The following is a 22,077-nucleotide window of genomic DNA, read 5'->3' as shown; positions in this document are numbered from 1 at the left end:
AAATAACCTCTCCCTACAAAAGTTTAGAGCATTATTGAGAGAACCTCGTGAAAAAATCACAGATGAATAAAAGTGGGCAATCGTGATCGAGATGATATATTAAAGCCAGGGTCCTATAAAAAGATCCCCAAGAACAAAAGATTGGCATTTAATTCTATAGAAAATAAGAAATTTAGTAATGAATAGGAGCGTCTTTATATTCATCATGAATTGTCTTTATCGACCGTCCATCGGCTAAAAAAGTTGTATTTAAATACTCCTGAGAAAAGTTATCACCAAAACTCTCTCGAACGCTATCTGCTGTTATTCCTTCCCAAATCATGGAGTAGTAACTTTTTAAAGGAAGTACATAGTTAGAGCAAACCTGATCTCCAGCAACCCAGGCGTAGGCTACACTACGATGACATTGTCCTGAAGATACATAATCAGAAATTACAACAGGAACACAGTTGTAAACCCCTTCACGACGACGACATGAGACAAAATCGTCTTCACTAATAGCTAAAACAATCCCGTTGCAACTTTCTCCTTGCGAGAAATTCAAATTGAGAGCCCCGCGATTATCTTCACCATCCACATCTGTCACTCTAGAAGAACCTCCAAAAAGACGTGTGTCTAAGTTAAATACTCTAACATAATCATGAATCCAGACAGCATGAGAATGGTACTCCTGAAGTGTGTTTTTCGCTGAAATTGGGTTCATTAAACTTCCATAAACGACTATAGGAACATAAGGAGTCGTTAGATGCATTTTTTCATGTATCTCTTTCCAAATCTTGAGAGATTCTTGATCTACTTTCTCAATAACCTTAGGATTTTTATTTTCTTTGGAGAGACATTGAGCCGGTGTGTATGCCGCAGAATAGGATGAAAACTCAGAAATAGGAAGTTTAATACAAAACGCTTGATCTATAGCGTCTCCCTGTGAAGAAACAGTTTCAGCACACCCGCTAAGCACAAGTAGTAGGCACAAAAACAAACTCGTTAATTTATGCATAAACTCCCTTACAAACAAAACAAAAACACGAATAATGCCGCCGGATTAATTTTTCATTAATAGGCGTCTAGAACAATTAAAATCTTTTCCCACCCACATAGAACTCTCAACCGTATTCCGATGAACCGACAAGAGCGTTTTGTCAAAAATTTTTTACAACAATTAAACAAGAAGCAAACCAGTATCCCCATGAGATTAAATGTCTTTTATTTAATCGTAGATTCTAATGAATTGTTTATCTTTCCTAGGAATTAAGATGATCCGTTGCTGTTAAAAAAAAATTTATATATTCTGCTCAACCAAAACTAAAGAACTAACTAGGGATTCGGCATGTCAAATCCAATACCCACACAAAACCAAAATATTTCTCCCTTTCCCTTAACACCACTTCCTACCGAGATAAACACGAATTTATCTCAACGTCAGACATCCCTCAGACTATTCCTAGATACAATGCTGATTGTTTTAGGTTTCTCTACTGTAGTTTCCATCTTTGTTGCTATTTTTTTTCTTAACGGACTCAACATGCTAAACGCAACAACCATTGCCCTCTCTTTATCTTTAATTCTTATAGGCTTTGTCTTTATCAGTATTGGAGTACTTTTCTTTGTGAACAATATAGAACAGGGACTCTATGGAGTTTTAAGAAAACGTTTAAAGCAAGCTGAGACAGAAGTAAAAGAACTGAAAAGTCAACTTCAAATTTACGAACTTAACCAAGCATTCGCCCCCGCAGAAGAAGCTCCAAAAACATCGTCTCTTCAAGAAACAAGTTCTGAGCCCGTTGTAGAAATCCAAAATCCAAGCGATACACCAAATCATTGAACGAAACAATTAAAGACTACGCTTAGTTATGAACTCCAAAAAACATCACAAAAAAATAAACGGTAAAGAATCAAAAACTTATACAAACTTCTAGAGGCCATAAGGTTATCGCAAATCGTCTTTCCACAACTATATGAGCAACATTTTTTTGTTTTTTACAATGTTTTTATCGCAAACAAAGTTGTAAGTTGTTACGGTCTTTTGCTTTTACACTAAAAATTGCGAATGAGGCAAGGATATGAGAACACAAAACTTCTTTCTATCGAAAATTAGATTATTGGGTGCTTTATGTCTAGCTTCCCTTTCAGTTCTAATTGCTGGATGTGCAGCTGATGATGTATTTACTTCCGACAAAAGCGTGGTTGAAGAAGCTAAAAGTTCGGCTCCTCTTTTTAACAACTCTATTGATCCTAACTCGATCTGGGATAATGTAAAAACAGCTTGGGGATTATCTGATCAAATGAATTGCGTCCCTGTAGTAATTTATGATGATCTCATGAATCCTCGCAATTTCGAAACTCTCGGAAAATCCCTTTGGAATACTGCTGTAAACGTAGATCGAGCGAAGCGTATTTTCAATTACGATTCTCGTCAGGATAAAAAAGACAAAACGGCAAAAAATTATGCTGATCTCAATGCTCTTTCCCTTGATTTAGGAAACTCCAAAGAAGACTCCGATTTTTCTGCTGTTTTATACGGTGTAGACCAAAAAACTTTTTCTTCTCTATGCAAACATTATGCCCACCACGGTTTAGTGCCTGTAGTCGTGTCTAAACAAAACAATGACACTACTGTCTACAGCCTTGGATTTATGTTCTCAGTAACAAACCCAGACTTACTCACCCCACAAGACGTGTTACCTAACCGAGAGCGTTTTTTAAGTATATGGAATAGCATTAATTCGGAGGATGTTACCAGTCTGTATGGAATGCAATTCCCAGCGGACTACATCAACACAACATTTCTTGCTGATGGGGAGTCCATTAACTCTTTAATTCCACCATTATCTAGTCATAATAAATAATTTAATATTAATTTAAGACTACAGCTAAGAAACCTCGCAAATCCACTTTGCGGGGTTTTTTTATACAAACACCCCTCCTACTCCCCCACTCTACTCTGTTCTTGATTTTGAAAAAAATATATCTTTAACACTTACTCTTAATATGTTAAAATGACAAGAATGTTAGAAAAAAAGATGTGTACCAGATTGCCTCCCTGCATAACTAGCTTTCCCATCATAAATATTTTTAAAGGAGAAATATTATGTGTATCCGTAGGTATGAAACTCCCGAAAAATTTATAGATGCGATCCACAACCGTAACGGGTTAATTTCAGGTGCTTATTCACGTGTTTACCCAGACGGACATATCGCAACTGGCGTACGTATAAGATCCCAATTATTGAGCTCCATTCCTATTTTAGGAACAATCCGAGGTTTAGCACGCCTTTATAGTATCTGGTCTGTTAAAGACAGAAGTGATGATTCCACCTTAAAACTTATAAAACATACCATAATCGGTGTTCTAGAGACCTTAGGATTAGGTATCATCCACTTTGCTCTATGTATTGTCCTTACTGTTCTTGCAATTTTATCTGGCATGCTATGCAATTTTGTGTTGCAATGCTGCTCCCCTACCAGGATGAAGTTTAATTACTAGGGAGATGTTTCTTATCCAACAGTTGATAAACTCCTCCGACCGCCGCCTCTATATGTTCTAATTTATCCTTTCGATAAGGGGCGGGGACCTCACAAGTACGGAATGACCAACGGAGATGTTTATATGATTGGTCTTTTGTTCTTGCCTTAAAAAAAAATACATTTACTATGCTTGCTCCTAACGTGTTAGGATGGTTTTTATTTGTTAGGAAAAGATGATGTTTCTCGTATATGAAAACGATTTAAATTTTTTAATAAAAAAACCTCTGCTAATTCTCTAAAGACTTCCTTGTTAAGACGTTTCACATTCATTGTTGTCTCATCCCGCCGAGACACTATTCGGGATTCATTAAGACGGGGAGAAAATGCTTGTTGTAATCAATCTGCCACGGCTAACTGGATTGAAATAACCCCCTTATGTAACTAACACACCCACCATGAATATTTTTAAAAGAGCAACATCATGTTTATCCATACGTATAAAACACCCAAAGATTTTGTAAATGCAGCCCGCTACCATAATGGGTTAATTTTAAGTGCCTATTCACGAGTTCTTCCAGACGGACATATCACTGGAGAAGGGAGTCTAACATCCAAAATATTGAGCTCCATTCCTATTTTAGGAACAATCCGAGGTTTAGCTCGTCTTTATAGTATCTGGTCTGTTAAAGACAGGAGTAGGGATCCCACCACAAAACTTATAAAACATACCATAATCGGTGTTCTAGAGACCTTGGGGCTAGGCGTGGTCTACATTGCGCTAGATATTGTCATTACTGTTCTTGCAATTTTAGCTTGTATGTTCCTTATGCTATACACCCTGGCGCACTATTGTGTTACGAAACTGATTCCCCGCTCCAACCCCGCACCGCAAAGATTCTGATTTGATGGGATGAAATCTAATCATTGGAAAAGTTAAGAAACTCCTCCAATCTCAGCCTCTATATGTTCTACATTACCCGTTCGATAAGGAGCGGGGAGGCTTCAAGTACGGAATAACTAACGGAGATGTTTATATGATTGGTCTTTTGTTCTTCCCTTAAAAAAAACATTTATAATCTTTATTCTTAAAGACTTACTTATTGAGCTATTTCTCATTATTCGGTATTCTCCTCCCCTGCTAACGAATTAAAAATAACAGCCTCTGCGTAGCAGGCTCTCCCATTATAAGTATTTTTAAATGAGGAACACTATGTTTATCCATACGTATAAAACACCTGAAGATTTTGTAAACGCAGTATCCCACCATAATTGCTTAATTTCAAGCGCTTATTCACGTGTTTACCCAGACGGACGTCTCACAGAAGAAGAGAACATAATACCCCAAATATTGAGCTCCATTCCTATTTTAGGAACAATCCGAGGTTTAGCTCGTCTTTATAGTATCTGGTCTGTTCAAGACAGAAGTAAGGATTCCAAGGCAAGACTTATAAAACACACTACAGTCGGTGTTCTAGAGACCTTGGGGCTAGGCGTGGTCTATCTTGCTCTATGTATTGTTCTTGCTGCTCTTGCAATTTTAGTTGGCATGTTCATCGTGTTATTCCTCCTAGCGCACTATTGTGTTACGAAACTGATTCCCCGCTCCAACCCCGCACCGCAAAGATTCTGATTTGATGGGATGAAATCTAATCATTGGAAAAGTTAAGAAACTCCTCCGATCTCTGTCTTTATGTGTTCTAATTCATCTTATTCTGGAGGCATTAAAAATTTTCCTTATAACCCCAATAATTTAAAAAGGATTTTTTATTGAAACAACTGCCAGCAAAATAGATACAAATTAAGTTCCCCTCCCTCTATACTTAGGGATTATTTATTGGCCTTTTTCAATGATTGCAGTCTTATATTCTAAAAATCCTAGATCCGTGAGACCCGATTCAAGGAGATTCCGCCTTGCACAATGAAATGATTTTTATAGCACAAACCACGTTTGTCGTGCTTGCTGGTATATTTTTTTCTTCTAGAAGTACGGGATGGCTGACAGGGTGGATAACCACTCTATCGGTAATTATGAATGTTTTTGTGTTAAAGCAAATCGTTCTATGCAATCTAGAAATTACCTCCGCCGATGTTTATATGATCGGCCTTTTGTCTTGCCTAAACTTCTCTAGAGAGATCTATGGGCAAAATAAAGTCAATGAGGCTATGGTGGGTTCATGGATTATAACCATTGCTTTCCTCCTTTTAACACAATTACATCTCGCTCTTAAACCCTCTCCTACCGATTCTTCACAAAGTCATTTTATAGCACTCTTCTCACCTACTCTACGATTAACCTTTGCATCTCTAATTACCTTAATTATTGTGCAAATTGTGGATCTTAAACTCTTCTCCTACCTTAAGCACCTTTTCCAAAATAAAGCTTTTGGCACCCGATCAGCCGTATCTTTGGTTTCTTCTCAAATTTTAGATACCCTCCTATTCTCTTTCCTGGGGCTCTATGGAATCGTATCCAATCTCTCTCACGTAATACTATTCTCTTTGATCACTAAAATTTGCGCGATTGTCATGTCAGTGCCCATCGTCGTTCTTGGGAAATACTTAAAAAAGCAGAAAGAAGCGCAATCCGATAAAATCCGTATGGACGGTTAAAAATTAAAATTATTTGCGTATTTGTCTATTTCAAGAAGCTTTCTCTACCTCAACGGAAAATTCCCCTCACTCTCTATAAATTCTATTTACAGGAAAACATACTCCCGATACGCTTATTCTCCTGTTTTCAAACGAGATGGAAAAACAGAAGCTTTTTCCTGAGAATTCAATTTCAGGTTTCTAACCGTGGCATTAAAATTTCACGTCATCCATCAATCTAAAAAATCACGGGCTCGAGTGGGCAGAATAGAAACTGACCACGGAATTATAGACACCCCCGCTTTTGTTCCCGTTGCAACTAACGGCGCTTTAAAAGGTGTCGTGGATCATAGCAACATTCCACTAATGTTTTGTAACACCTACCACCTCTTGGTTCATCCGGGAACAGAGTCTATTGCCGCTATGGGCGGTCTTCATAAATTTATAAACAGAGATGCTCCTATAATTACGGATTCTGGGGGATTCCAAATCTTTAGTCTTGCTTATGGTTCTGTAGCAGAAGAAATCAAAAGCCATGGAAAAAAGAAGGGCTCATCATCCATATTAGAAATTACTGATGAGGGAGTCTGGTTTAAATCCTACCGCGACGGGCATAAACTTTTTTTATCCCCCGAGGTTTCTGTACAGGCCCAAAAGGACCTAGGTGCCGATATTATTATTCCCCTGGATGAACTTTTACCTTTTCACTCTGATCAACAATACTTCTTATCCTCATGCTCAAGAACCTATGTCTGGGAAAAACGCTCTTTGGATTATCATAGAAATGATCCTAGACACCAGTCTATGTATGGAGTGATTCATGGGGGTATAGACCCTGAACAAAGAAAAATAGGTTGCCAATTTGTTGAAGATCACCCCTTCGATGGATTTGCTATTGGAGGTAGCTTAGGAAGAAATTTAAATGAAATGGTGCCTGTTGTTGATATAACAACCTCGCATTTATCTAAAGATCGTCCTGTTCATCTTTTAGGTATAGGAGATCTACCATCCATCCAAGCTACAGTCAAGTTTGGCATAGATTCTTTCGATAGTTCCTACCCTACTAAAGCTGCACGACATGGATTGATTTTATCATCTCAAGGCCCCATTAAAATTGCCAACCAGGCTTATGCGAATGACCTTTCTCCTATAGATCCAAAATGCACTTGTCTCACATGCTCTTCAAATCTATCAAGAGCCTATCTTCGTCATCTATTCAAAGTTCATGAACCTAATGCGGGAATTTGGGCCTCTATTCATAATCTGCACCACATGCAAGAAGTAATGAAAAATATCCGCAAACAAATTTTAAATGATGAGATCTAAGACGTTATTTTTCTGTAGAATCGACATGTATTTACATTGAATTATTCACAAAAATACGTCGAAAAAAACTCTAGAGAAGTTTGCTTTTTATTAAAAATAATCTTAAATTTTTCCCCCAAGTTTTCTAGATAGGAAACCTCCTAACAGCCGACTATAAAAGCACTACGGTTTCTGAATAAATTCCAAAAATAAAGACCCCTATACTTAACAAAGTTATTATTCCAAGTATGAAGATGGATTGTTTTATCAATAAGTACACAGATAACGAGGACTTTTTTTTCAACAACCAAAAAGCCTTCTGGCTATTTAAAGAGGGCTTTATCAGGTCAAAAACCCAGATGTTACCCTACACTATCGACTGGGAAATCGATATTACCAACGCTGATGAAATCAAAGAGCTTCTTATACGTTGTATCCCCATAATCGGAAATATTCTTGGGTTAGGGAAACTTTACAGCCTATGGTCCACTAAAGATCCTGAAGATCGATATAAAGATATCCTATTTCATACCCTATCAGGAGTATTAGAGTCTCTAGGATTAGGCATAGTCGCTTTAATTTTAAAAGTAGTGACAACAATGATTTTCTACTTCTTCGAACTCCTTGAGGTCCTTTTATTTAACATTGCATCTTTAATTCTTCCGTACATTCCATCTTCAGAAAGATTTTCTCTCCTCAACCTAAATTAAAACCCAGAATGAAAAATCTAAATATCCCGTACTCTCACAGCATGCGTTTTTATTTAAATTACGCATAATCATAGATGCTAATAAAATTTGTATTGAATTTATTCACAAACAACTAAAAAATGGTTCGCCGCAAAATAAAATAAGAGATTTTTATTAATGTTTGTAAATATATATCACGACAATTCAGAATTTAATACAGCTACACAGAATTATTCCCAAATCTTTAGACTCGGATTCGTTCGTAATCAATTTGGACTCAAGGCATGGCCCTACGATTGGATGTTTTCTAATGATATTACCGATTTAGATGCGGACGGTCTTGTCACACAAATCTTACGAGCTTTACCCTTCACTGGAACAATTCTAGGCGCGGGTAGGCTTTATAGTGTATGGTCTACAGATACCTTGGATGATAGACATATAGATAAGATAGTTCATACATTCATGAGTCTTATCGAAATCTGTGGATGTGGACTCGTTACCTTAATCTTGAAGATTCTCTACTTCGCTTTAGCATTTATCATAACAGAGTTGTCTAGCTTTATCATCTATATAAGAAAAGACAAGGAAGCAGCAGAACATTTTCGAGACGACCTAATCGATAGATTTACTTGCGGGCTATAATCTCACTGCTTTTCCAAGCATCATGATAATAAATCATTAAAAAACAAAGATTTCCAAAACAACAAAATGTTAAGTCGTTACATGTTAATAACATGTAAATACGATTAATGTTTATAATTGAAACTATTTCAAACAGAACATAAACTATCTCGCACTTAATATTTAACAGTGAAAAAGATAGTTTATGTTGATTGATAGATATTCAAATAATTATAATTTCTGTGAGGGCACGAAAGATCATTTTTTCCTATTTCGCTCGGGTTTCGTTCGTGATCTGCGAGGCCTTCGATCCCTGAAGGGTGAATGGAATCTCTCCATAGCAAGGGGGATTTGTTCTAAAACCAATATGCATGAAATCGGGAAAACCCTGCCTATTATAGGAACAATCTTGGGGTTAGGTAGACTGTACAGCGTGTGGTCAACCAAAGACGACAAATCAAGCAAGATACGGCTATTCTTACACACTTTGACAGGGGTTATCGAAACTTTGGGATTAGGAATTATTATCCTAATTGCGAAGATTGCACGTATTGCAATTACGACTTTATGTGAAAAAATCGGCCCCCGTTGTTTCTGTAATCGCTATCAAAATTTAGAAAGCGGTCATTATAGTTTAACAAGTTCAGATTCAGATTCAGAGACAGAAACAGAGATAGAAAACACTGCACAAACAGGGAAGCTAATAAACAATACGACTGTGTTGCTAACAAATACCGAACCTTCACAGGTTCAAGAAGAGTTGCAAGAAGGATTGAACGTAGTAAACAGCATTTCTTCTACAACTCAAAATTTAGTGAAAGGAATTACACAAAACAAAACAACTTTCGTACTACCGACTACACAAGAAGAAACTTCTAAAGAAAATACAACAGATCCTTCGTAAATAACACCTACTGTGACTAAATAACTCTAAACTCCTTCCCCTCTTCTCCTGTATTATCCTTTTGATAAACTTCCAAATATAAGAGAAGAGCCCCCTGTCCTCCGATAGCCCCTTTATTTTCTCTTACTTCTGGATAAAATCAATAAGCAAGAAATAGTACAAAATGCAAATGCTGATGCCATAGGCAGGGTAATAAATCCAAAAACAAATAGCTTTGTTGAGCAAGATACTCGACCACAAATGTCTATCGTCATTCCGGAAATTTCTTGAAGGCAAATCTGATAAACAGCGGTTAACATACCCATAATAGATAACGGCAAGGCATAAATTTTTACCAAACTATCCTCACGATATGTGGCAATTCCCAGGATAATCGATAAAGGAAATAAGAAAATCCTTTGATAATGGCACAAAACACAAGGCTCTACGTTTAATAGGTAACTGTAATAAATACTCATCACAGTGCCTGTACAACAAATCAGCCATGCAAAATATAAAGCATAATTACGAATGAATCTAATCATCGTTTTCCTCTGCAGCTTGTAAATGGCGGATTTGTTTAATCACACGCTCTAATTCATCAAACGTAGGATCTTCTATAAGATAATCTCCAACAACAGCTGTCGGAGTTGCTAATTGCCCTCCAAGAACGCGAGAACCATAAATATTATTCTTCTTAATTTGCTCTTCATACTGTTGGGAATCTACACACTGTATTAATCCCTTAGGATTGATAGTGCGGCCAGAATGCGTTTTCAAGTTCTCAGTAAGCTTAGTTAATACCTCAGGGGTTGCCCAACGTTTTCCTTCCTCTTTAGGATAATTAAGTAAGCGATGGAAATATTCTATATATGCTTCTATATCAGGCTGCCGAGGATCGTGATGATATACACAAAGCAATGCCTGAGCCGCTGGCATCGATCCCCGAATAAAGCATACCGGGATTAATGTAAACGACACCTCACCAGTATCAATATAGTGCTCCTTTAATAATGGGAAAACCTCTGAGCTAAATTCTGCACATGCAGAACAAGAGGGCTCTTCAAAAACTGTAATATTAATCGGTGCATAAGGATTGCCAAGAGTTGGAAAATGCTTGGCATTAGTAGGGATATGAGCTTTCGGAGGCAATAGCGTTTGCTTTTTGTATATCATTAATCCGAAGCACAGTACAAAAAAAATGCTGGTAGTTATGACGAGTATCTTTTTATTCAATGATCGTTCTCTTCTATTATATGACTCATCCAGAAATGAGAAATAAAATAAAAAAATAAAAAATTAAAACATTTTTTTACTCCAGAAAGGAGAGAGTACGTCTTTTTAGTTCCTTATTTAATTTTACGAACAGGTTGGTATTGATAAAAAAACTTTTAGTTTTATCACACTCATTCTATTTAGAAAGAAAAATCCAAGGATTTTTCTTTTTATGGACAAAGAAGCCCTAGAAAATATTTATAAGCACTTCCGTTATCGTTTTTTTAAATTAAGTATTCTTCCTGCTTTCTTAGGATTGCTGCTAATATTTACTCCTAACACACTGAACTATCAAGAACCTAGTATTATTCTCTCAGATAGAATCTGTGGCAGCCTGCTGATTATCTTAGCCCTGGCATCTTTTTATAAGCGCTCTGTTCTTTGGTTCGGAGTGTTCGTAGGTATCTGGGTCACCCTGTTCTCCTGTTTTCCAGAACGTTCTTCTCTTGTTTTCGCTAATGATACACTCATAGGCTTTGCTATTTTTGCTGTTGTTTGTATCCCCCCTACGCGTCCGGAAGCCTTAGAAGTCGGCCCCACCCTTCCAGAAGGCATTTCCTATAACCCTTCATCAGGAGGACGCCGCGCCGCTGTTTTATTATTAAGTTTAATATCTTGGATACAATCTCGTTATTTAACAGCATCTGCTTTAGGTCTTTCTAAAACAGCTTTCGAAGGAGATTTCTTTGTTTATGCATCCATGATGACCGCATACTCCCTACTTATCGTATTGTCTTTATCAGGAGGAGAACGTCGTTGGCATACACGACCAAAAATCGTAATAGCAACAGCAATTACATTACTATTTACCATTGTCCTTACCCTAATACCCATCGTGTTAAAACAACTTAGCCTGGATTGCTGGATATGCTTATCCCAAACAATACAACCCGCTTTAGCTTTTGTTTTTGCTTATGACGAACTCAGGGCTACTTTTATTTACTTATCACAGTTTATTGGGAAAAAACGCGAACTGATTCGCATGTCGTTTTTTGGATCAGAATACTACAGAGATTCTCTATTTTGGGAAGAACGCACAGTACTTCCTTTTATAAAAGCATGCAAACAAGCTTTTCAGGGAATATCCTTCCCTATTAATCTTTTAATTGCTGTATGCGTAGCTATAGGATTTATCAAAATTAGCGATGAGTTAGCGATCGCAGATACACTAAGAAACTATATCAATATTTGTTGCTGGTTCATTATTGTATTATCCATCCTATCTTTTGCTGAGAGCCTTCGCCGTTTAAGATGGTTATGTTTGATTTTTTCAGTAGCGATCCTACTTTCCCCAGTTTTTTTCCATATTCCCCTACACTCTCCTATACTCATTCCCACAATAATCACGGGAATAACGTTGATTGTCCTATCCATAGGGAAACTAACCCCTAAGAAATAGTAGTCGTCAATTACGTAAGCATAGAGCTAACGGCAGAAGAAGGTGCTTGCTTCTGCTCTATTCTTTCTTCCTCTTCAGCTTCTAACCGATCTCGTTTTTCTTTGTCATACTCGCTGGCATAAATATTATCTTTAGCGAGATCTACCCCATCTGCAATGAGAGAATCATGTACTGAAGCATTTGGAGAATCTTTCCCAGGAATCACCTTCATAGTCTGCAATAACGTAACATAAGAAAAACTCTTCGTATACTCGGAGAGGAAAACCTGAGATTCTATAAATTCTGCTACATTCTTTTTTGAAACATTGTCTTTTTGACTTTGGCAATAATTTAAAATTTGCAAGTAATTGCTTTCTGCCAACTTCTTATGTTTGCTTAATGCTCCCCTATGATGCTGAAGAGCATACATAACTAAAGGAGCAGAAATCAGAACTAAAGAAAGAATTCCCGGAAGAAGAAAAGGAAGAAATATATCTAGAACAAAAGAAAATCCCTCAAGAGGAAATCCTGTCAAAATAGATCCTATCAATAAAAGCACAGCAGAAATCACAAAGACAATCGTAGCGATAAGCACAAGAGGAGAGCCCTTACAACGGTGTGCATGAATACCATTATACAGAGCTAACTTCTCCTCAGAAGTGAGTAAGTTATATCCTAGCTGTGAATTTTCTATATTAGCTAGCAATGATGTCATGTTAAAAGACACTCCCGGATATCCTCTATAAGCATATGGACATTACCGGAAGAACGCATGGTGTCATTAAAAAATACAGGAACGAGCTCAAGATTTTTAAGTACATAAAACGCATCTCCAAGAAAAGCTACATCTCGAAAATCATGAGTAACAAGTACAACAGTTTTATTTTCTTGTCTTGCCAATCGCAAAATGTACTTATATAACAGTTCTTTAGTCGTAATATCTAAAGAAGAAAATGGCTCATCTAAAAGCACTATAGGTTTTGGGGAGAGACACTGGCAAGCCAGAGATACCCTCTGTTTTTGTCCTTCAGAAAGCTCATCGGGATAACAATCTAATAAATCCCCTATATTAAAGCTCTCTACTACCTCACTTAACTTCTCGGGAAATATAGAAAAGCGCTTACTTTTAATTCCTAATTCAGAACTGAGGTAAATATTTTTCAGCACAGTTCTCCACGGCAGTAGAGTTTGCTTTTGCTGCATATAGGCTACATCTGTTTGCTGAATAGGCTGACCCTGCCATAAAATTTCTCCTCCATCAGGAGATAAGAAACTCGCAATTAAACGAAATAATGTAGTTTTCCCTATCCCAGATACACCTAAGATAATAGAGATCCTTCCCGGATAAGACGTGAAAGAAGCCTTTTTTAATATTAATTTGTCCGAATAAGAATAACTAAGATTTTTGACTTCTAACATGTAGAAACCATAATTTTTGAAAAGAAGACGACTTGCGGTTACCAAGACTTGAACTTGGGACCTCGACATTATCAGTGTCGCGCTCTAACCAACTGAGCTATAACCGCGAAGAGTTGGAGACTAGGAGAGTCGAACTCCTGACCTTCTGAATGCAAATCAGACGCTCTACCAGCTAAGCTAAGTCCCCGTTTATTCTTCTCTTATTTCGATCGAAAAACAAAAAGTTATCTTAATGACTAAGAGATTTAACCTCAACTAAAGAATTAAGAAAAAGATCAATCAATGGGTTAAACAGATTTCTTTGAGGACACTTTTTAAGAGAGAATCCATGTAAAACTTGCTAGTTTCACTTTGAAGCTGTAGCCAAGACTCATTACTCGAAGACTCCAAAGGATGAGGAATAAGAATATTTATTCCCAAACAGGGAACGTTAAATTCATAACATACCTGAGCAACAGCTCCCCCAGCACTATCAAATCCTTGAATTTCGGAATGAACTTTTTGAAGAGAAAGAAAGTAATTTTTAGACATTGTAAAGGCCTCGCCGGTAGCAATGATGCCCTCCGTAAGACCATGTTCTGTAGAGGTCGTAGGTTTCAAATAGCCATGAATTTTTAATAAATCCTCAATAACTTTTTTATGAGTATTAAGAAATTGCCCTCCCCCAATCTTCGCAGCCTCCCTATACGCTTCGCTTGTAGAAAAAATACATTGATTGATATCGGGGATTTCGAATCTTTTGAAAAAAGGACGCACATCAGAATCATAATTCACATAACCATTGGAAATCAGTACGTTTCCAAAACGACCACTTTCTGAACGTGAATAGCATGTACCTATGATTAAAATAAGCTCCACACGATGCTTGAGAATCATGTTACAGCTAATTACAGCCGCAGAGACCTTATTAGGCCAAAAAGAAGACATAACTAGATATTTCCCGAAATAATCTCCGGAATAATATGTTCTTCTCCCCTCCACAGTCTTTTTGCTGTTGGCAAACCAAGGTATGGGGCACTCTGCATCTGAAGATTTAGAAATTTCGGGAAGAGAAAAAATAATTCCTATGCGAGATAAAGGAGCGTTTTTTTCACTGAAAATATCCTCAGCTTCTGCTTTTAAAAATAAGAAAAAAAAGGCGGTAAAAAAAACGCGAGGAACCATAAAAATCCCACTTATAGAACTCTGGCTCCTTATAGAAAAATACACTGTTAAAGAGAATTAAAAAGCTAAAAACGAAGATAGCTCTTTCGACTCTAGAGGTAGCGAAAAACTAGACCCGAAAGAGCAGCTCTTCTATGAACTTTTATTCATAACTCAAGAGAAATACTCATTTTCAAAGTCTGACTTTCTTTTTTAAATCGATAGCTCTAGCCTCACGAACTTTGGTAATCCTAAACGATTTCGTAAACGTTTCATATTCTTTATCCAAAGCTTTGGCATCTTTGTTTTTATACACCATAAACACTTGATACAATGTATGGTTTACTGAAACCAACATTCCTCGAAAATAAATATCCTCACAGGAAATCCAAAATTCTAAAGCTTTATACCCCTGCAGCTCTTTTGCTTGCATAAATAGAACCTGGGATTCCGGAAGAGCTTGTAACATTCCTGAAAATCCTTCCTGAAGATTTAATTCTGGACGACTAACGTCTACCTTTTCAGGATACTCCCAAACAGACACCACATAAACAGTATTGTCCGACTGTGTTTCTGTAACGTATGTATCGTAACGTATAGTAAGTTCGGATTGAGGAATCTCTATGATCTGACCCGAATGGTCTGGATCCCCAGGAAATTCCGCAGAAAACCCACAATTTTTTGTGTAGTCATACCGTTTCCACTTTAGGCTATCTTTAATCTTGGAAACAGATACGTCATTCCCCCCCATCCCATTGCTGGAGAACCAATTTTTCATCTTAGAGAAAAAACCAGACTTTGTTTCCCCTGCGACTAATGAAGCTGGCGTTAGGGACTGAATAGATATTAATACGGTTAATAGGAACTTACTTAATTTTGAAAGCATAATAAAAATAAAATACGTTTATTAATTTAATGATATAACTTCTTCGACTTTTTATTATAAATAAAACGCAAAAAATCAAAATCACCAAAAAACCTTGTGTTTTATAAAAACCATAATGATAATCCTGCTTGTTAAAAATCTTAGAAATTAAGAGTTATTTCGGCATATGGAAGAACAAGTATTTGCTAGTAAGAAAGTTGGAGTTTTACCAGCAAGATGGGGTAGCGTCAGATTCACTGGAAAGCCCCTAGCAAACATCCTTGGAAAGTCTTTGATACAAAGAACTTACGAGAACATTAGTCAAAGCACAACGCTGGATAAGGTTGTTGTAGCCACTGATAATCAACGCATTATGGACCATGTTTTAGACTTTGGCGGTGATTGCGTGATGACCAGCCCGGAGTGTGCTAACGGCACAGAGCGGACAGCAGAAGCTATATCGCGTTACTTTCCAGAAGCCGAGATCATTGTAAATATTCAAGGGGATGAGCCCTGCTTACAACACACCGTTGTCGATACTCTTGTCCGCAAACTTGAAGAATCCCCAGAGATTCAAGTGGTTACTCCAGCTGCCAAGACCACAGACTCTCATGAAATCTTAACTAATCAAAAAGTGAAATGTGTTTTCGATAAAAATGGAAAGGCTTTATATTTTAGCAGAAGTCCTATTCCACACATCTTGAAGAAAGAGACTCCAATATATCTTCATATTGGTGTGTATGCGTTTAGAAGGAATGCACTGTTTAGTTACATTGAATCTACCCCAACATCCTTAAGCCAAGCCGAAGATCTTGAGCAACTACGCATACTAGAACATGGTGGATCTATCCATATATGTGTAGTGGAAGCTAAAAGTCCTTCAGTTGATTATCCAGAAGACATAAATAAGGTGGAAAAATACTTAACATGTCATTCAAGTGCATCTTTTTAACAGGAGGAGTCGTTTCCTCCCTGGGCAAAGGGTTAACCGCAGCCTCTTTAGCTTTATTGCTAGAGCGTCAAAGCCTTAAAGTTTCTATGTTAAAACTAGATCCCTATCTTAATGTCGATCCAGGAACTATGAATCCTTACGAACACGGTGAGGTTTATGTTACTAACGACGGAATAGAGACGGATCTAGATCTTGGTCACTATCATCGGTTTTCTTCAGTAAAACTATCTAAATATTCTACAGCAACTTCTGGGCAAATCTATGCTCGAGTAATTAAGAAAGAACGCGAGGGGGTTTATTTAGGAAGCACAGTTCAAGTTATCCCCCATATTACCAATGAAATTATTGAAGTTATTTTAGAGTGTGCTAGAGAAAATCAGCCCGATGTATTAATTGTAGAGATCGGTGGTACTGTTGGAGATATAGAATCACTACCCTTTCTTGAGGCTATCCGGCAATTTCGTTACGAACACGCTGAAAACTGCTTCAGCATCCATATGACCTATGTACCCTATTTAAAAGCTGCAGGGGAGGTAAAGACCAAACCCACGCAACACTCTGTTCAAAGCTTGCGAAGTATTGGGATTATTCCCGATGCTATCCTTTGCAGGTCTGAGTCATCTTTAAGCCCCGATGTAAAAAAGAAAATCAGTTTATTTTGTAATGTTCCTAATAATGCAGTGTTTAATGTTGTTGATATTGAACATTCAATATATGAAATGCCCTTGATGTTGTCTCAAGAAAACATTTCTACATTTATTACAGAAAAATTAGGACTATTTACAAAGCAAGAAGACCTAAGTGACTGGAAGACCTTAGTAGAACGCTTACGCAACCCTTCTCTTGATAAGGTGCGCATAGGCTTGGTAGGTAAATACGTTCAGCATAAAGATGCGTATAAATCTGTTTTTGAAGCACTTACCCACGCAGCGCTAAGCTTAAATAGCTCTGTAGAAATTCTACCCTTAGATTCTGAAGATCCTCATTTTCTTGAAACTCTAGAGCAATGCGACGGTTGCTTAGTTCCTGGAGGTTTCGGATCTCGAGGTTGGGAAGGAAAAATTACCGCAGCAAAGCTCTGCAGAGAAAGAGGAATTCCTTATTTTGGCATCTGCTTGGGTATGCAAGTTCTTGTAGTTGAATATGCCCGCAATGTATTGCGCTTAGAAAAAGCCAATTCCACAGAAATGGATGCAGAGACACCTGATCCCGTTATCTGCATGATGGATGGCCAGGCCTCTCTAGTCGCTACGGGAGGAACAATGCGCCTTGGAGCTTATCCTTGCCTAATATCTCCAGGAACCAAAGTGCATGAAGCATATGGAGAATCTGAGGTTATGGAACGCCACCGTCACCGCTATGAGGTGAATTTTGACTATGTTCAGCAATTCAAAGATTTCGGTTTGAATGTTGTCGGAACATGCCCTCAACAAGGTCTGTGCGAAATCGTAGAAATCGAAAATCATCCCTGGATGATAGGTGTACAGTTCCATCCAGAGTTTCTTTCAAAATTGATAGCTCCCCATCCATTATTTGTAGGCTTTATTCAAGCTGCTATTCTATATTCTAGGAATAAAAGTTATGTCCAAGCCTAAGGCAAAAAAAATTTTCCTCGGTGTAGACTACGGTCAGAGGCGTATAGGCCTTGCCTATGCAGCCTCTCCTCTATTCATCAGCTTGCCTATAGGGTTTATAGAAGCTGGGAAAACATTAGAAGCTACAGCTCAAAGTCTTGCTAAAATCATTCTAGAACGCGAAGTCTCCTGTGTTGTTCTAGGAAACCCCATTCCCATGCAAATAGGGCAAAAATCTTCTCTACAGGAAGAAATCCTCAAAATTTCTTCTTTAATTCAGGAATTTTGTCATGTTGATGTTGTTCTTTGGGATGAGAGGCTATCCTCAGCACAAGCAGAACGCATGCTAAAATGTGATTGTGGTCTTAGTAGAAAACAAAGAAAAGGAAAGACCGATAGTGTCGCTGCAACACTTATTCTTACGAACTTTTTAGAGAGTTCTCCTTCAATACGCTTTTAACATAACCCCTCCCAAAATCAATTATCAAATTGATTTTTTACCATACTAAAAAGTACTACTCCTATTCTTTTTTAAGATATAAATCGTTTAAATTCAAAACTGAATAGAATTACTTTGAACAAAAACCCAAAACAAATTAACCTGCTAGCTTTGAAAGTTGCGCACCTCGCTTGTACTCGGAAAGATTTTCAATAAAATCGTTCGGACACATGGTGAAATAAATCCTGTGTCTTTCTTTGTAAAAAACGATAACAAAGGTATTTTCCTTTTTTATGATGTACGCATGGTGGTTGATTGCTGTTGTCTTTGGGTCTTCGCTTTTAGGAGGCTGTTTCCCAACTGCCTTAAGGTCGTCCAAACCCCTCTCTATTGCTATTTATGATGATCCCGCCTCTTTATCTCCTGAGCAAGCTAAACGCGCTTTAGATCTCTCTATCTCTAAGCTCATTTTTGAAGGACTTACAAGAGAAAATCCTTATAAAAGTGATCATGTGGAATTTGCTTTAGCAAGTCACTATACCATATCCGCAGACGAAAAAACTTACACCTTTTTCATAAAGCATAACGCTGCATGGAGCAATGGAACTCCAATCACATCTCAGGATATTGCCCGAGCTTGGGAACATGCAAAAACATTTTCACCCCACCATCGAGCATTCGAAGGGATTAACTTTAAATCCTGCTCACCGTCAAGCATTACCCTTACCCTAGATTCTCCGAATCCCAAGCTACTTCAATTGCTGGCATTCCCAGCATTTGCCATTTTCAATCCTGACAATTTAAACGTATTTAGCGGGCCTTTCCAAATAATAACCTATAATCACGGCCACTGCCTATTATTAGAAAAAAACCCGCATTACTATGATAAAGACAAGGTTAATATCACCAATATTAGTCTACTCGTTATTCCTGATTTATACACCGGATCTCTTTTACTAAATCGTGAAAAAATCCACTGGTTAGGACAGCCTTGGCATCAAGGACTAACTAAAGAGCTCAAAGAAAATACCCCATACCACTATACCTGCTACCCCGTAGAAGGGGCTTTCTGGCTTATACTCAATACAAAAGATCCTTTCTTATCCCAAATTAATAACAGGTATAGACTAGCAGCAGCTATTAATAGAGAAGAAATTATCAATCACGCTCTACAAGGAGGCCAGGAGCCTGCCTACACACTATCTAGAAATTCCACCCCTCATTATCCGTATAAAAAGCAAAAATTGATTTCTCCTACAGAAAAGCTGACTCTCTCATATCCTTCGAACATTTTACGATGCCAAAGCGTTGCAGAAATTCTGAAAGAACAGTGTAAATCCGTGGGTCTTGATCTATTTCTTGAAGGCTTGGAATATCATGTATTCCTAAGCAAAAGACAGATGGGTGATTTTACTATAGCTACAGCAACAGGAGTGGCCTACTACCCAAGTGCTTCACTCATACCGCAAGCAGAAAGACTTGTAAAAAATTTGGAAATAATTCCCCTCTACCACATGAACTACGATTATATTACAATATTTCCGATAGAAAAAATTCTCCACAACGCCTCTGGAGCTGTAGATCTTAAATATGCTCATCTGCCTTAAAACCAATCCACAGCGTAGGGACAAGTAAAAATCAGACTGTATGTAGATCCAAGACTGGATATTATTTTTTTTAAAAGTAACCTAACTCTCTCACTATTCAAGCTTAGGATAATTTCATGGCAAATAAATTCAGAACATCCTTTGGCATTTATCTTCCCTTATTTGCTAGTTTGTTTCTATCTGGATGTCATCAACCCGCTCCCAAAAATGAAGGGAAATGCTTGAGAATTGGAATGTCGTATGACCCCCTCTCCTTGGACCCTAGATGCACCTATTTAAAAAAAGATATTTCACTAGCAAAAGCCCTTTATGAAGGATTAGTGCGTGAACGCATCTCGAATGACCAGATTATTCTAGGAATGGCGGAAAATTATACCGTGTCTCATGAAGGTACTGTTTATACATTTGATTTGAAACGCTCACATTGGAGTAATGGGGATCCCGTAACCGCACATGATTTCGAAGAATCTATAAAACAAATTCATACAAAAAATCTTCCCATATCTTACCATAATCTTCTCTATATCATCAAAAATTCCAAAGAAATTATAGAGGAGCGGTTGCCAATAGAACAGCTAGGCATCAAAGCTCTAGATGCCCGTACTTTAGAAATTACTCTAGAACACCCTTCAGAGAATTTCATTGAGATTGTTTCTCACCCTTTGTTTTTCCCTGTTCACACCTCTTTAAGAGAGTATTACTCCGATCAAAAAATTAAACCTATCTATATTTCTAATGGGCCTTTTGCCCTGAGCGATTTTCAACCTCAAAAACATCTGAAAATACAAAAAAACACGTACTACTATGATGCAGATAAGGTGAAAACTGACACTCTTCTCTTTAAAATCATGTCAGATTCTCAAACCGCAACAAAATGCTTTAAAAATAACCTCATTGATATTCTAGGCAATCCTTGGATAGCGAAAATCCCCCAAGAAATGCTAATCAACACTCCTCAAGAAATAAAACACGAATATTCCGTGTGTTCAACTTCTATATTGATCTATAACCTGCACATGCCTGTGCTACAAAACAAAGCTCTAAGAAAAGCCCTGGCTTATGCTATTGATAAGAAAGCTCTAGTTCCCCTTGTCAACTCAGCAAGAGTCGCAAATTCCTTTGTACCTCCAGAATTATCCGAAATTTATCCAGAAGAACTCAGCAAAGAACAACGAGAAACAAAAGCCCGAGAATACTTTGAAGAGGCAAAAGCAACCCTATCAAACAAAGATCTTTCTGAACTCTCTCTTATTTACCCTCAGGAATCCAGCGTTTTTTCTCTCGTGGTTCAAGAACTTCAGCAACAATTCAAAAACGTCCTCGGCATTCATATACCTATTCAAGGTGTTGAATACTTTTGCTTCCTAGAAAAAAGAAACAAAGGCGAGTTTTACTTATCTGTAGGAGGTTGGATTGCAGAATACCTTAATGCCAGAAATTTTCTTACCATACTAGGGAATCCCGAAAATAAAGAAACCAGCCACCAGCTAGGGAAGTGGAACCATAAACTATTTGATGCAATCCTAGAGAAATACCATACTCAAACTTTCTCTAAGGAAGATCAAATTCAGGCAGAAAGGCTTATCGAGGAAGAACTCCCTATATTCCCCCTCTACCATTTTAACTATATCTATATAGCACATCCTCACATACAAAATCTCTATACTTCCCCTTTAGGTCATGTCGATCTTAAAGAGGTTGAAATCATAACCTCCGACCCCAAAGTATAAATATTTTTTTCAAAATCAAAATATGTACAAATCAAACGCAGAGGTTTAAGATAGTTAACCAACAGATAAGTTGATTCTGCGACTCTATTACACTACTGGGTAAAATTAAACAGGGATTAAACACCTCGAGCAAGCATGAG

23 protein-coding genes and 2 tRNA genes are annotated in these 22,077 nt (G+C 37.6%); 16 read left to right on the top strand and 9 right to left on the bottom strand.

Translation table 11 applies throughout. The annotated features are described in order from the left end of the window. Positions 1–172: 172 nt before the first annotated feature. Positions 173–997, bottom strand: a complete 825-nt coding sequence (locus CF_RS02165; protein ID WP_011457978.1) for a gamma-glutamylcyclotransferase family protein — start codon at positions 995–997, stop codon at positions 173–175. A gap of 330 nt (positions 998–1,327) precedes the next feature. On the opposite strand from CF_RS02165, the gene CF_RS02160 reads away from it, so the two are divergent. From CF_RS02160 to CF_RS05120, 10 genes are all read left to right on the top strand, one after another. Continuing rightward, positions 1,328–1,822 carry a membrane protein gene (locus tag CF_RS02160; protein WP_011457977.1) on the top strand — a complete coding sequence of 165 codons (495 nt, stop codon included), beginning with the start codon at positions 1,328–1,330 and terminating at the stop codon, positions 1,820–1,822. 238 nt (positions 1,823–2,060) lie between these two features. Then, positions 2,061–2,846 carry a hypothetical protein gene (locus CF_RS02155; RefSeq protein ID WP_011457976.1) on the top strand — a complete coding sequence of 262 codons (786 nt, stop codon included), beginning with the start codon at positions 2,061–2,063 and terminating at the stop codon, positions 2,844–2,846. 242 nt (positions 2,847–3,088) lie between these two features. Further along, positions 3,089–3,484 carry a hypothetical protein gene (locus CF_RS02150; protein ID WP_011457975.1) on the top strand — a complete coding sequence of 132 codons (396 nt, stop codon included), beginning with the start codon at positions 3,089–3,091 and terminating at the stop codon, positions 3,482–3,484. Between the two features lie 462 nt (positions 3,485–3,946). After that, entirely contained in the window at positions 3,947–4,366 is a 420-nt protein-coding gene (locus CF_RS02145; RefSeq protein WP_011457974.1) for a hypothetical protein, read from the top strand. Between the two features lie 309 nt (positions 4,367–4,675). Continuing rightward, positions 4,676–5,095 (top strand): hypothetical protein, encoded by a 420-nt coding sequence (locus tag CF_RS02140; RefSeq protein ID WP_041467955.1) that lies wholly within the window; start codon positions 4,676–4,678, stop codon positions 5,093–5,095. Positions 5,096–5,376: 281 nt separating this feature from the next. After that, positions 5,377–6,075, top strand: coding sequence for a queuosine precursor transporter (locus CF_RS02135; protein WP_050711608.1), 699 nt, complete (start codon positions 5,377–5,379; stop codon positions 6,073–6,075). A 186-nt stretch (positions 6,076–6,261) separates the two neighbouring features. Next, positions 6,262–7,380, top strand: coding sequence for a tRNA guanosine(34) transglycosylase Tgt (gene tgt / locus CF_RS02130; RefSeq protein WP_011457971.1), 1,119 nt, complete (start codon positions 6,262–6,264; stop codon positions 7,378–7,380). Between the two features lie 233 nt (positions 7,381–7,613). After that, entirely contained in the window at positions 7,614–8,069 is a 456-nt protein-coding gene (locus CF_RS02125; protein ID WP_011457970.1) for a hypothetical protein, read from the top strand. A gap of 156 nt (positions 8,070–8,225) precedes the next feature. Next, positions 8,226–8,693 carry a hypothetical protein gene (locus CF_RS02120; RefSeq protein WP_011457969.1) on the top strand — a complete coding sequence of 156 codons (468 nt, stop codon included), beginning with the start codon at positions 8,226–8,228 and terminating at the stop codon, positions 8,691–8,693. Positions 8,694–8,877: 184 nt separating this feature from the next. Next, positions 8,878–9,576 carry a hypothetical protein gene (locus tag CF_RS05120; protein WP_011457968.1) on the top strand — a complete coding sequence of 233 codons (699 nt, stop codon included), beginning with the start codon at positions 8,878–8,880 and terminating at the stop codon, positions 9,574–9,576. 113 nt (positions 9,577–9,689) lie between these two features. Here the strand turns inward: CF_RS05120 and CF_RS02110 are convergent, their stop codons facing one another. Together CF_RS02110 and CF_RS02105 are read right to left on the bottom strand one after the other, a co-directional pair. Next, entirely contained in the window at positions 9,690–10,100 is a 411-nt protein-coding gene (locus CF_RS02110; protein ID WP_011457967.1) for a disulfide bond formation protein B, read from the bottom strand. Beyond that, positions 10,093–10,731: a thioredoxin domain-containing protein gene (locus CF_RS02105; RefSeq protein ID WP_011457966.1), complete on the bottom strand. Its 639-nt coding sequence runs from the start codon at positions 10,729–10,731 to the stop codon at positions 10,093–10,095. Before CF_RS02105 ends, CF_RS02110 begins: the two co-directional genes overlap by 8 nt. Positions 10,732–11,002: 271 nt before the next feature. Here CF_RS02105 and CF_RS02100 point away from each other — a divergent pair, with 271 nt between their 5' ends. Continuing rightward, a complete protein-coding gene (locus tag CF_RS02100; protein ID WP_011457965.1) occupies positions 11,003–12,229 on the top strand; it encodes an SPW repeat domain-containing protein in 1,227 nt (408 codons plus the stop codon). Positions 12,230–12,239: 10 nt separating this feature from the next. On the opposite strand, the gene CF_RS02095 is transcribed toward CF_RS02100, so the two are convergent. The 6 genes from CF_RS02095 to CF_RS02070 all read right to left on the bottom strand — a co-directional run bounded on the left by CF_RS02095 (position 12,240) and on the right by CF_RS02070 (position 15,656). Further along, a complete protein-coding gene (locus CF_RS02095; protein ID WP_011457964.1) occupies positions 12,240–12,923 on the bottom strand; it encodes a hypothetical protein in 684 nt (227 codons plus the stop codon). After that, positions 12,920–13,627 (bottom strand): ATP-binding cassette domain-containing protein, encoded by a 708-nt coding sequence (locus CF_RS02090; protein WP_011457963.1) that lies wholly within the window; start codon positions 13,625–13,627, stop codon positions 12,920–12,922. The genes CF_RS02095 and CF_RS02090 overlap by 4 nt, the downstream gene beginning before the upstream one ends. A gap of 33 nt (positions 13,628–13,660) precedes the next feature. After that, a tRNA-Ile gene (locus CF_RS02085) sits at positions 13,661–13,734 on the bottom strand. A gap of 7 nt (positions 13,735–13,741) precedes the next feature. Further along, positions 13,742–13,814 (bottom strand) — tRNA-Ala (locus CF_RS02080). Positions 13,815–13,906: 92 nt separating this feature from the next. After that, a complete protein-coding gene (locus CF_RS02075) occupies positions 13,907–14,791 on the bottom strand; it encodes a 5'-methylthioadenosine nucleosidase (RefSeq protein ID WP_011457962.1) in 885 nt (294 codons plus the stop codon). A 172-nt stretch (positions 14,792–14,963) separates the two neighbouring features. Further along, on the bottom strand, positions 14,964–15,656 hold the full coding sequence (locus tag CF_RS02070) for a hypothetical protein (RefSeq protein ID WP_011457961.1): 693 nt from the start codon (positions 15,654–15,656) through the stop codon (positions 14,964–14,966). A 166-nt stretch (positions 15,657–15,822) separates the two neighbouring features. Here CF_RS02070 and kdsB point away from each other — a divergent pair, with 166 nt between their 5' ends. The 5 genes from kdsB to CF_RS02045 all read left to right on the top strand — a co-directional run bounded on the left by kdsB (position 15,823) and on the right by CF_RS02045 (position 21,937). Further along, positions 15,823–16,587: a 3-deoxy-manno-octulosonate cytidylyltransferase gene (kdsB, locus tag CF_RS02065; RefSeq protein ID WP_011457960.1), complete on the top strand. Its 765-nt coding sequence runs from the start codon at positions 15,823–15,825 to the stop codon at positions 16,585–16,587. Continuing rightward, positions 16,563–18,182 carry a CTP synthase gene (locus tag CF_RS02060; RefSeq protein WP_011457959.1) on the top strand — a complete coding sequence of 540 codons (1,620 nt, stop codon included), beginning with the start codon at positions 16,563–16,565 and terminating at the stop codon, positions 18,180–18,182. The genes kdsB and CF_RS02060 overlap by 25 nt, the downstream gene beginning before the upstream one ends. Then, positions 18,169–18,621, top strand: a complete 453-nt coding sequence (gene ruvX / locus CF_RS02055; protein WP_011457958.1) for a Holliday junction resolvase RuvX — start codon at positions 18,169–18,171, stop codon at positions 18,619–18,621. Before CF_RS02060 ends, ruvX begins: the two co-directional genes overlap by 14 nt. Positions 18,622–18,893: 272 nt before the next feature. Next, a complete protein-coding gene (locus CF_RS02050) occupies positions 18,894–20,207 on the top strand; it encodes an ABC transporter substrate-binding protein (RefSeq protein ID WP_011457957.1) in 1,314 nt (437 codons plus the stop codon). 116 nt (positions 20,208–20,323) lie between these two features. Beyond that, complete coding sequence (locus tag CF_RS02045) at positions 20,324–21,937, top strand: peptide ABC transporter substrate-binding protein (protein ID WP_011457956.1); 1,614 nt, start codon at positions 20,324–20,326, stop codon at positions 21,935–21,937. The last annotated feature ends 140 nt before the right edge of the window (positions 21,938–22,077 follow it).

It is taken from the genome of Chlamydia felis Fe/C-56 (assembly GCF_000009945.1).
GTDB lineage: Bacteria > Chlamydiota > Chlamydiia > Chlamydiales > Chlamydiaceae > Chlamydia > Chlamydia felis.
This window is presented reverse-complemented; position numbering and strand designations above follow the sequence as displayed.

Bases quoted from the DNA above. Each gene is read 5' to 3' on its own strand.
- CF_RS02090 (WP_011457963.1), bottom strand. From the start codon at position 13,627: ATGTTAGAAGTCAAAAATCTTAGTTATTCTTATTCGGACAAATTAATA.
- CF_RS02145 (WP_011457974.1), top strand. From the start codon at position 3,947: ATGTTTATCCATACGTATAAAACACCCAAAGATTTTGTAAATGCAGCC.
- CF_RS02075 (WP_011457962.1), bottom strand. From the start codon at position 14,791: ATGGTTCCTCGCGTTTTTTTTACCGCCTTTTTTTTCTTATTTTTAAAA.
- CF_RS02050 (WP_011457957.1), top strand. From the start codon at position 18,894: ATGATGTACGCATGGTGGTTGATTGCTGTTGTCTTTGGGTCTTCGCTT.
- CF_RS02100 (WP_011457965.1), top strand. From the start codon at position 11,003: ATGGACAAAGAAGCCCTAGAAAATATTTATAAGCACTTCCGTTATCGT.
- kdsB (WP_011457960.1), top strand. From the start codon at position 15,823: ATGGAAGAACAAGTATTTGCTAGTAAGAAAGTTGGAGTTTTACCAGCA.
- CF_RS02045 (WP_011457956.1), top strand. From the start codon at position 20,324: ATGGCAAATAAATTCAGAACATCCTTTGGCATTTATCTTCCCTTATTT.
- CF_RS02165 (WP_011457978.1), bottom strand. From the start codon at position 997: ATGCATAAATTAACGAGTTTGTTTTTGTGCCTACTACTTGTGCTTAGC.
- CF_RS05120 (WP_011457968.1), top strand. From the start codon at position 8,878: ATGTTGATTGATAGATATTCAAATAATTATAATTTCTGTGAGGGCACG.
- CF_RS02160 (WP_011457977.1), top strand. From the start codon at position 1,328: ATGTCAAATCCAATACCCACACAAAACCAAAATATTTCTCCCTTTCCC.
- CF_RS02140 (WP_041467955.1), top strand. From the start codon at position 4,676: ATGTTTATCCATACGTATAAAACACCTGAAGATTTTGTAAACGCAGTA.
- CF_RS02125 (WP_011457970.1), top strand. From the start codon at position 7,614: ATGGATTGTTTTATCAATAAGTACACAGATAACGAGGACTTTTTTTTC.
- CF_RS02105 (WP_011457966.1), bottom strand. From the start codon at position 10,731: ATGATATACAAAAAGCAAACGCTATTGCCTCCGAAAGCTCATATCCCT.
- CF_RS02060 (WP_011457959.1), top strand. From the start codon at position 16,563: ATGTCATTCAAGTGCATCTTTTTAACAGGAGGAGTCGTTTCCTCCCTG.
- CF_RS02155 (WP_011457976.1), top strand. From the start codon at position 2,061: ATGAGAACACAAAACTTCTTTCTATCGAAAATTAGATTATTGGGTGCT.
- CF_RS02110 (WP_011457967.1), bottom strand. From the start codon at position 10,100: ATGATTAGATTCATTCGTAATTATGCTTTATATTTTGCATGGCTGATT.
- CF_RS02095 (WP_011457964.1), bottom strand. From the start codon at position 12,923: ATGACATCATTGCTAGCTAATATAGAAAATTCACAGCTAGGATATAAC.
- CF_RS02150 (WP_011457975.1), top strand. From the start codon at position 3,089: ATGTGTATCCGTAGGTATGAAACTCCCGAAAAATTTATAGATGCGATC.
- ruvX (WP_011457958.1), top strand. From the start codon at position 18,169: ATGTCCAAGCCTAAGGCAAAAAAAATTTTCCTCGGTGTAGACTACGGT.
- CF_RS02120 (WP_011457969.1), top strand. From the start codon at position 8,226: ATGTTTGTAAATATATATCACGACAATTCAGAATTTAATACAGCTACA.
- CF_RS02070 (WP_011457961.1), bottom strand. From the start codon at position 15,656: ATGCTTTCAAAATTAAGTAAGTTCCTATTAACCGTATTAATATCTATT.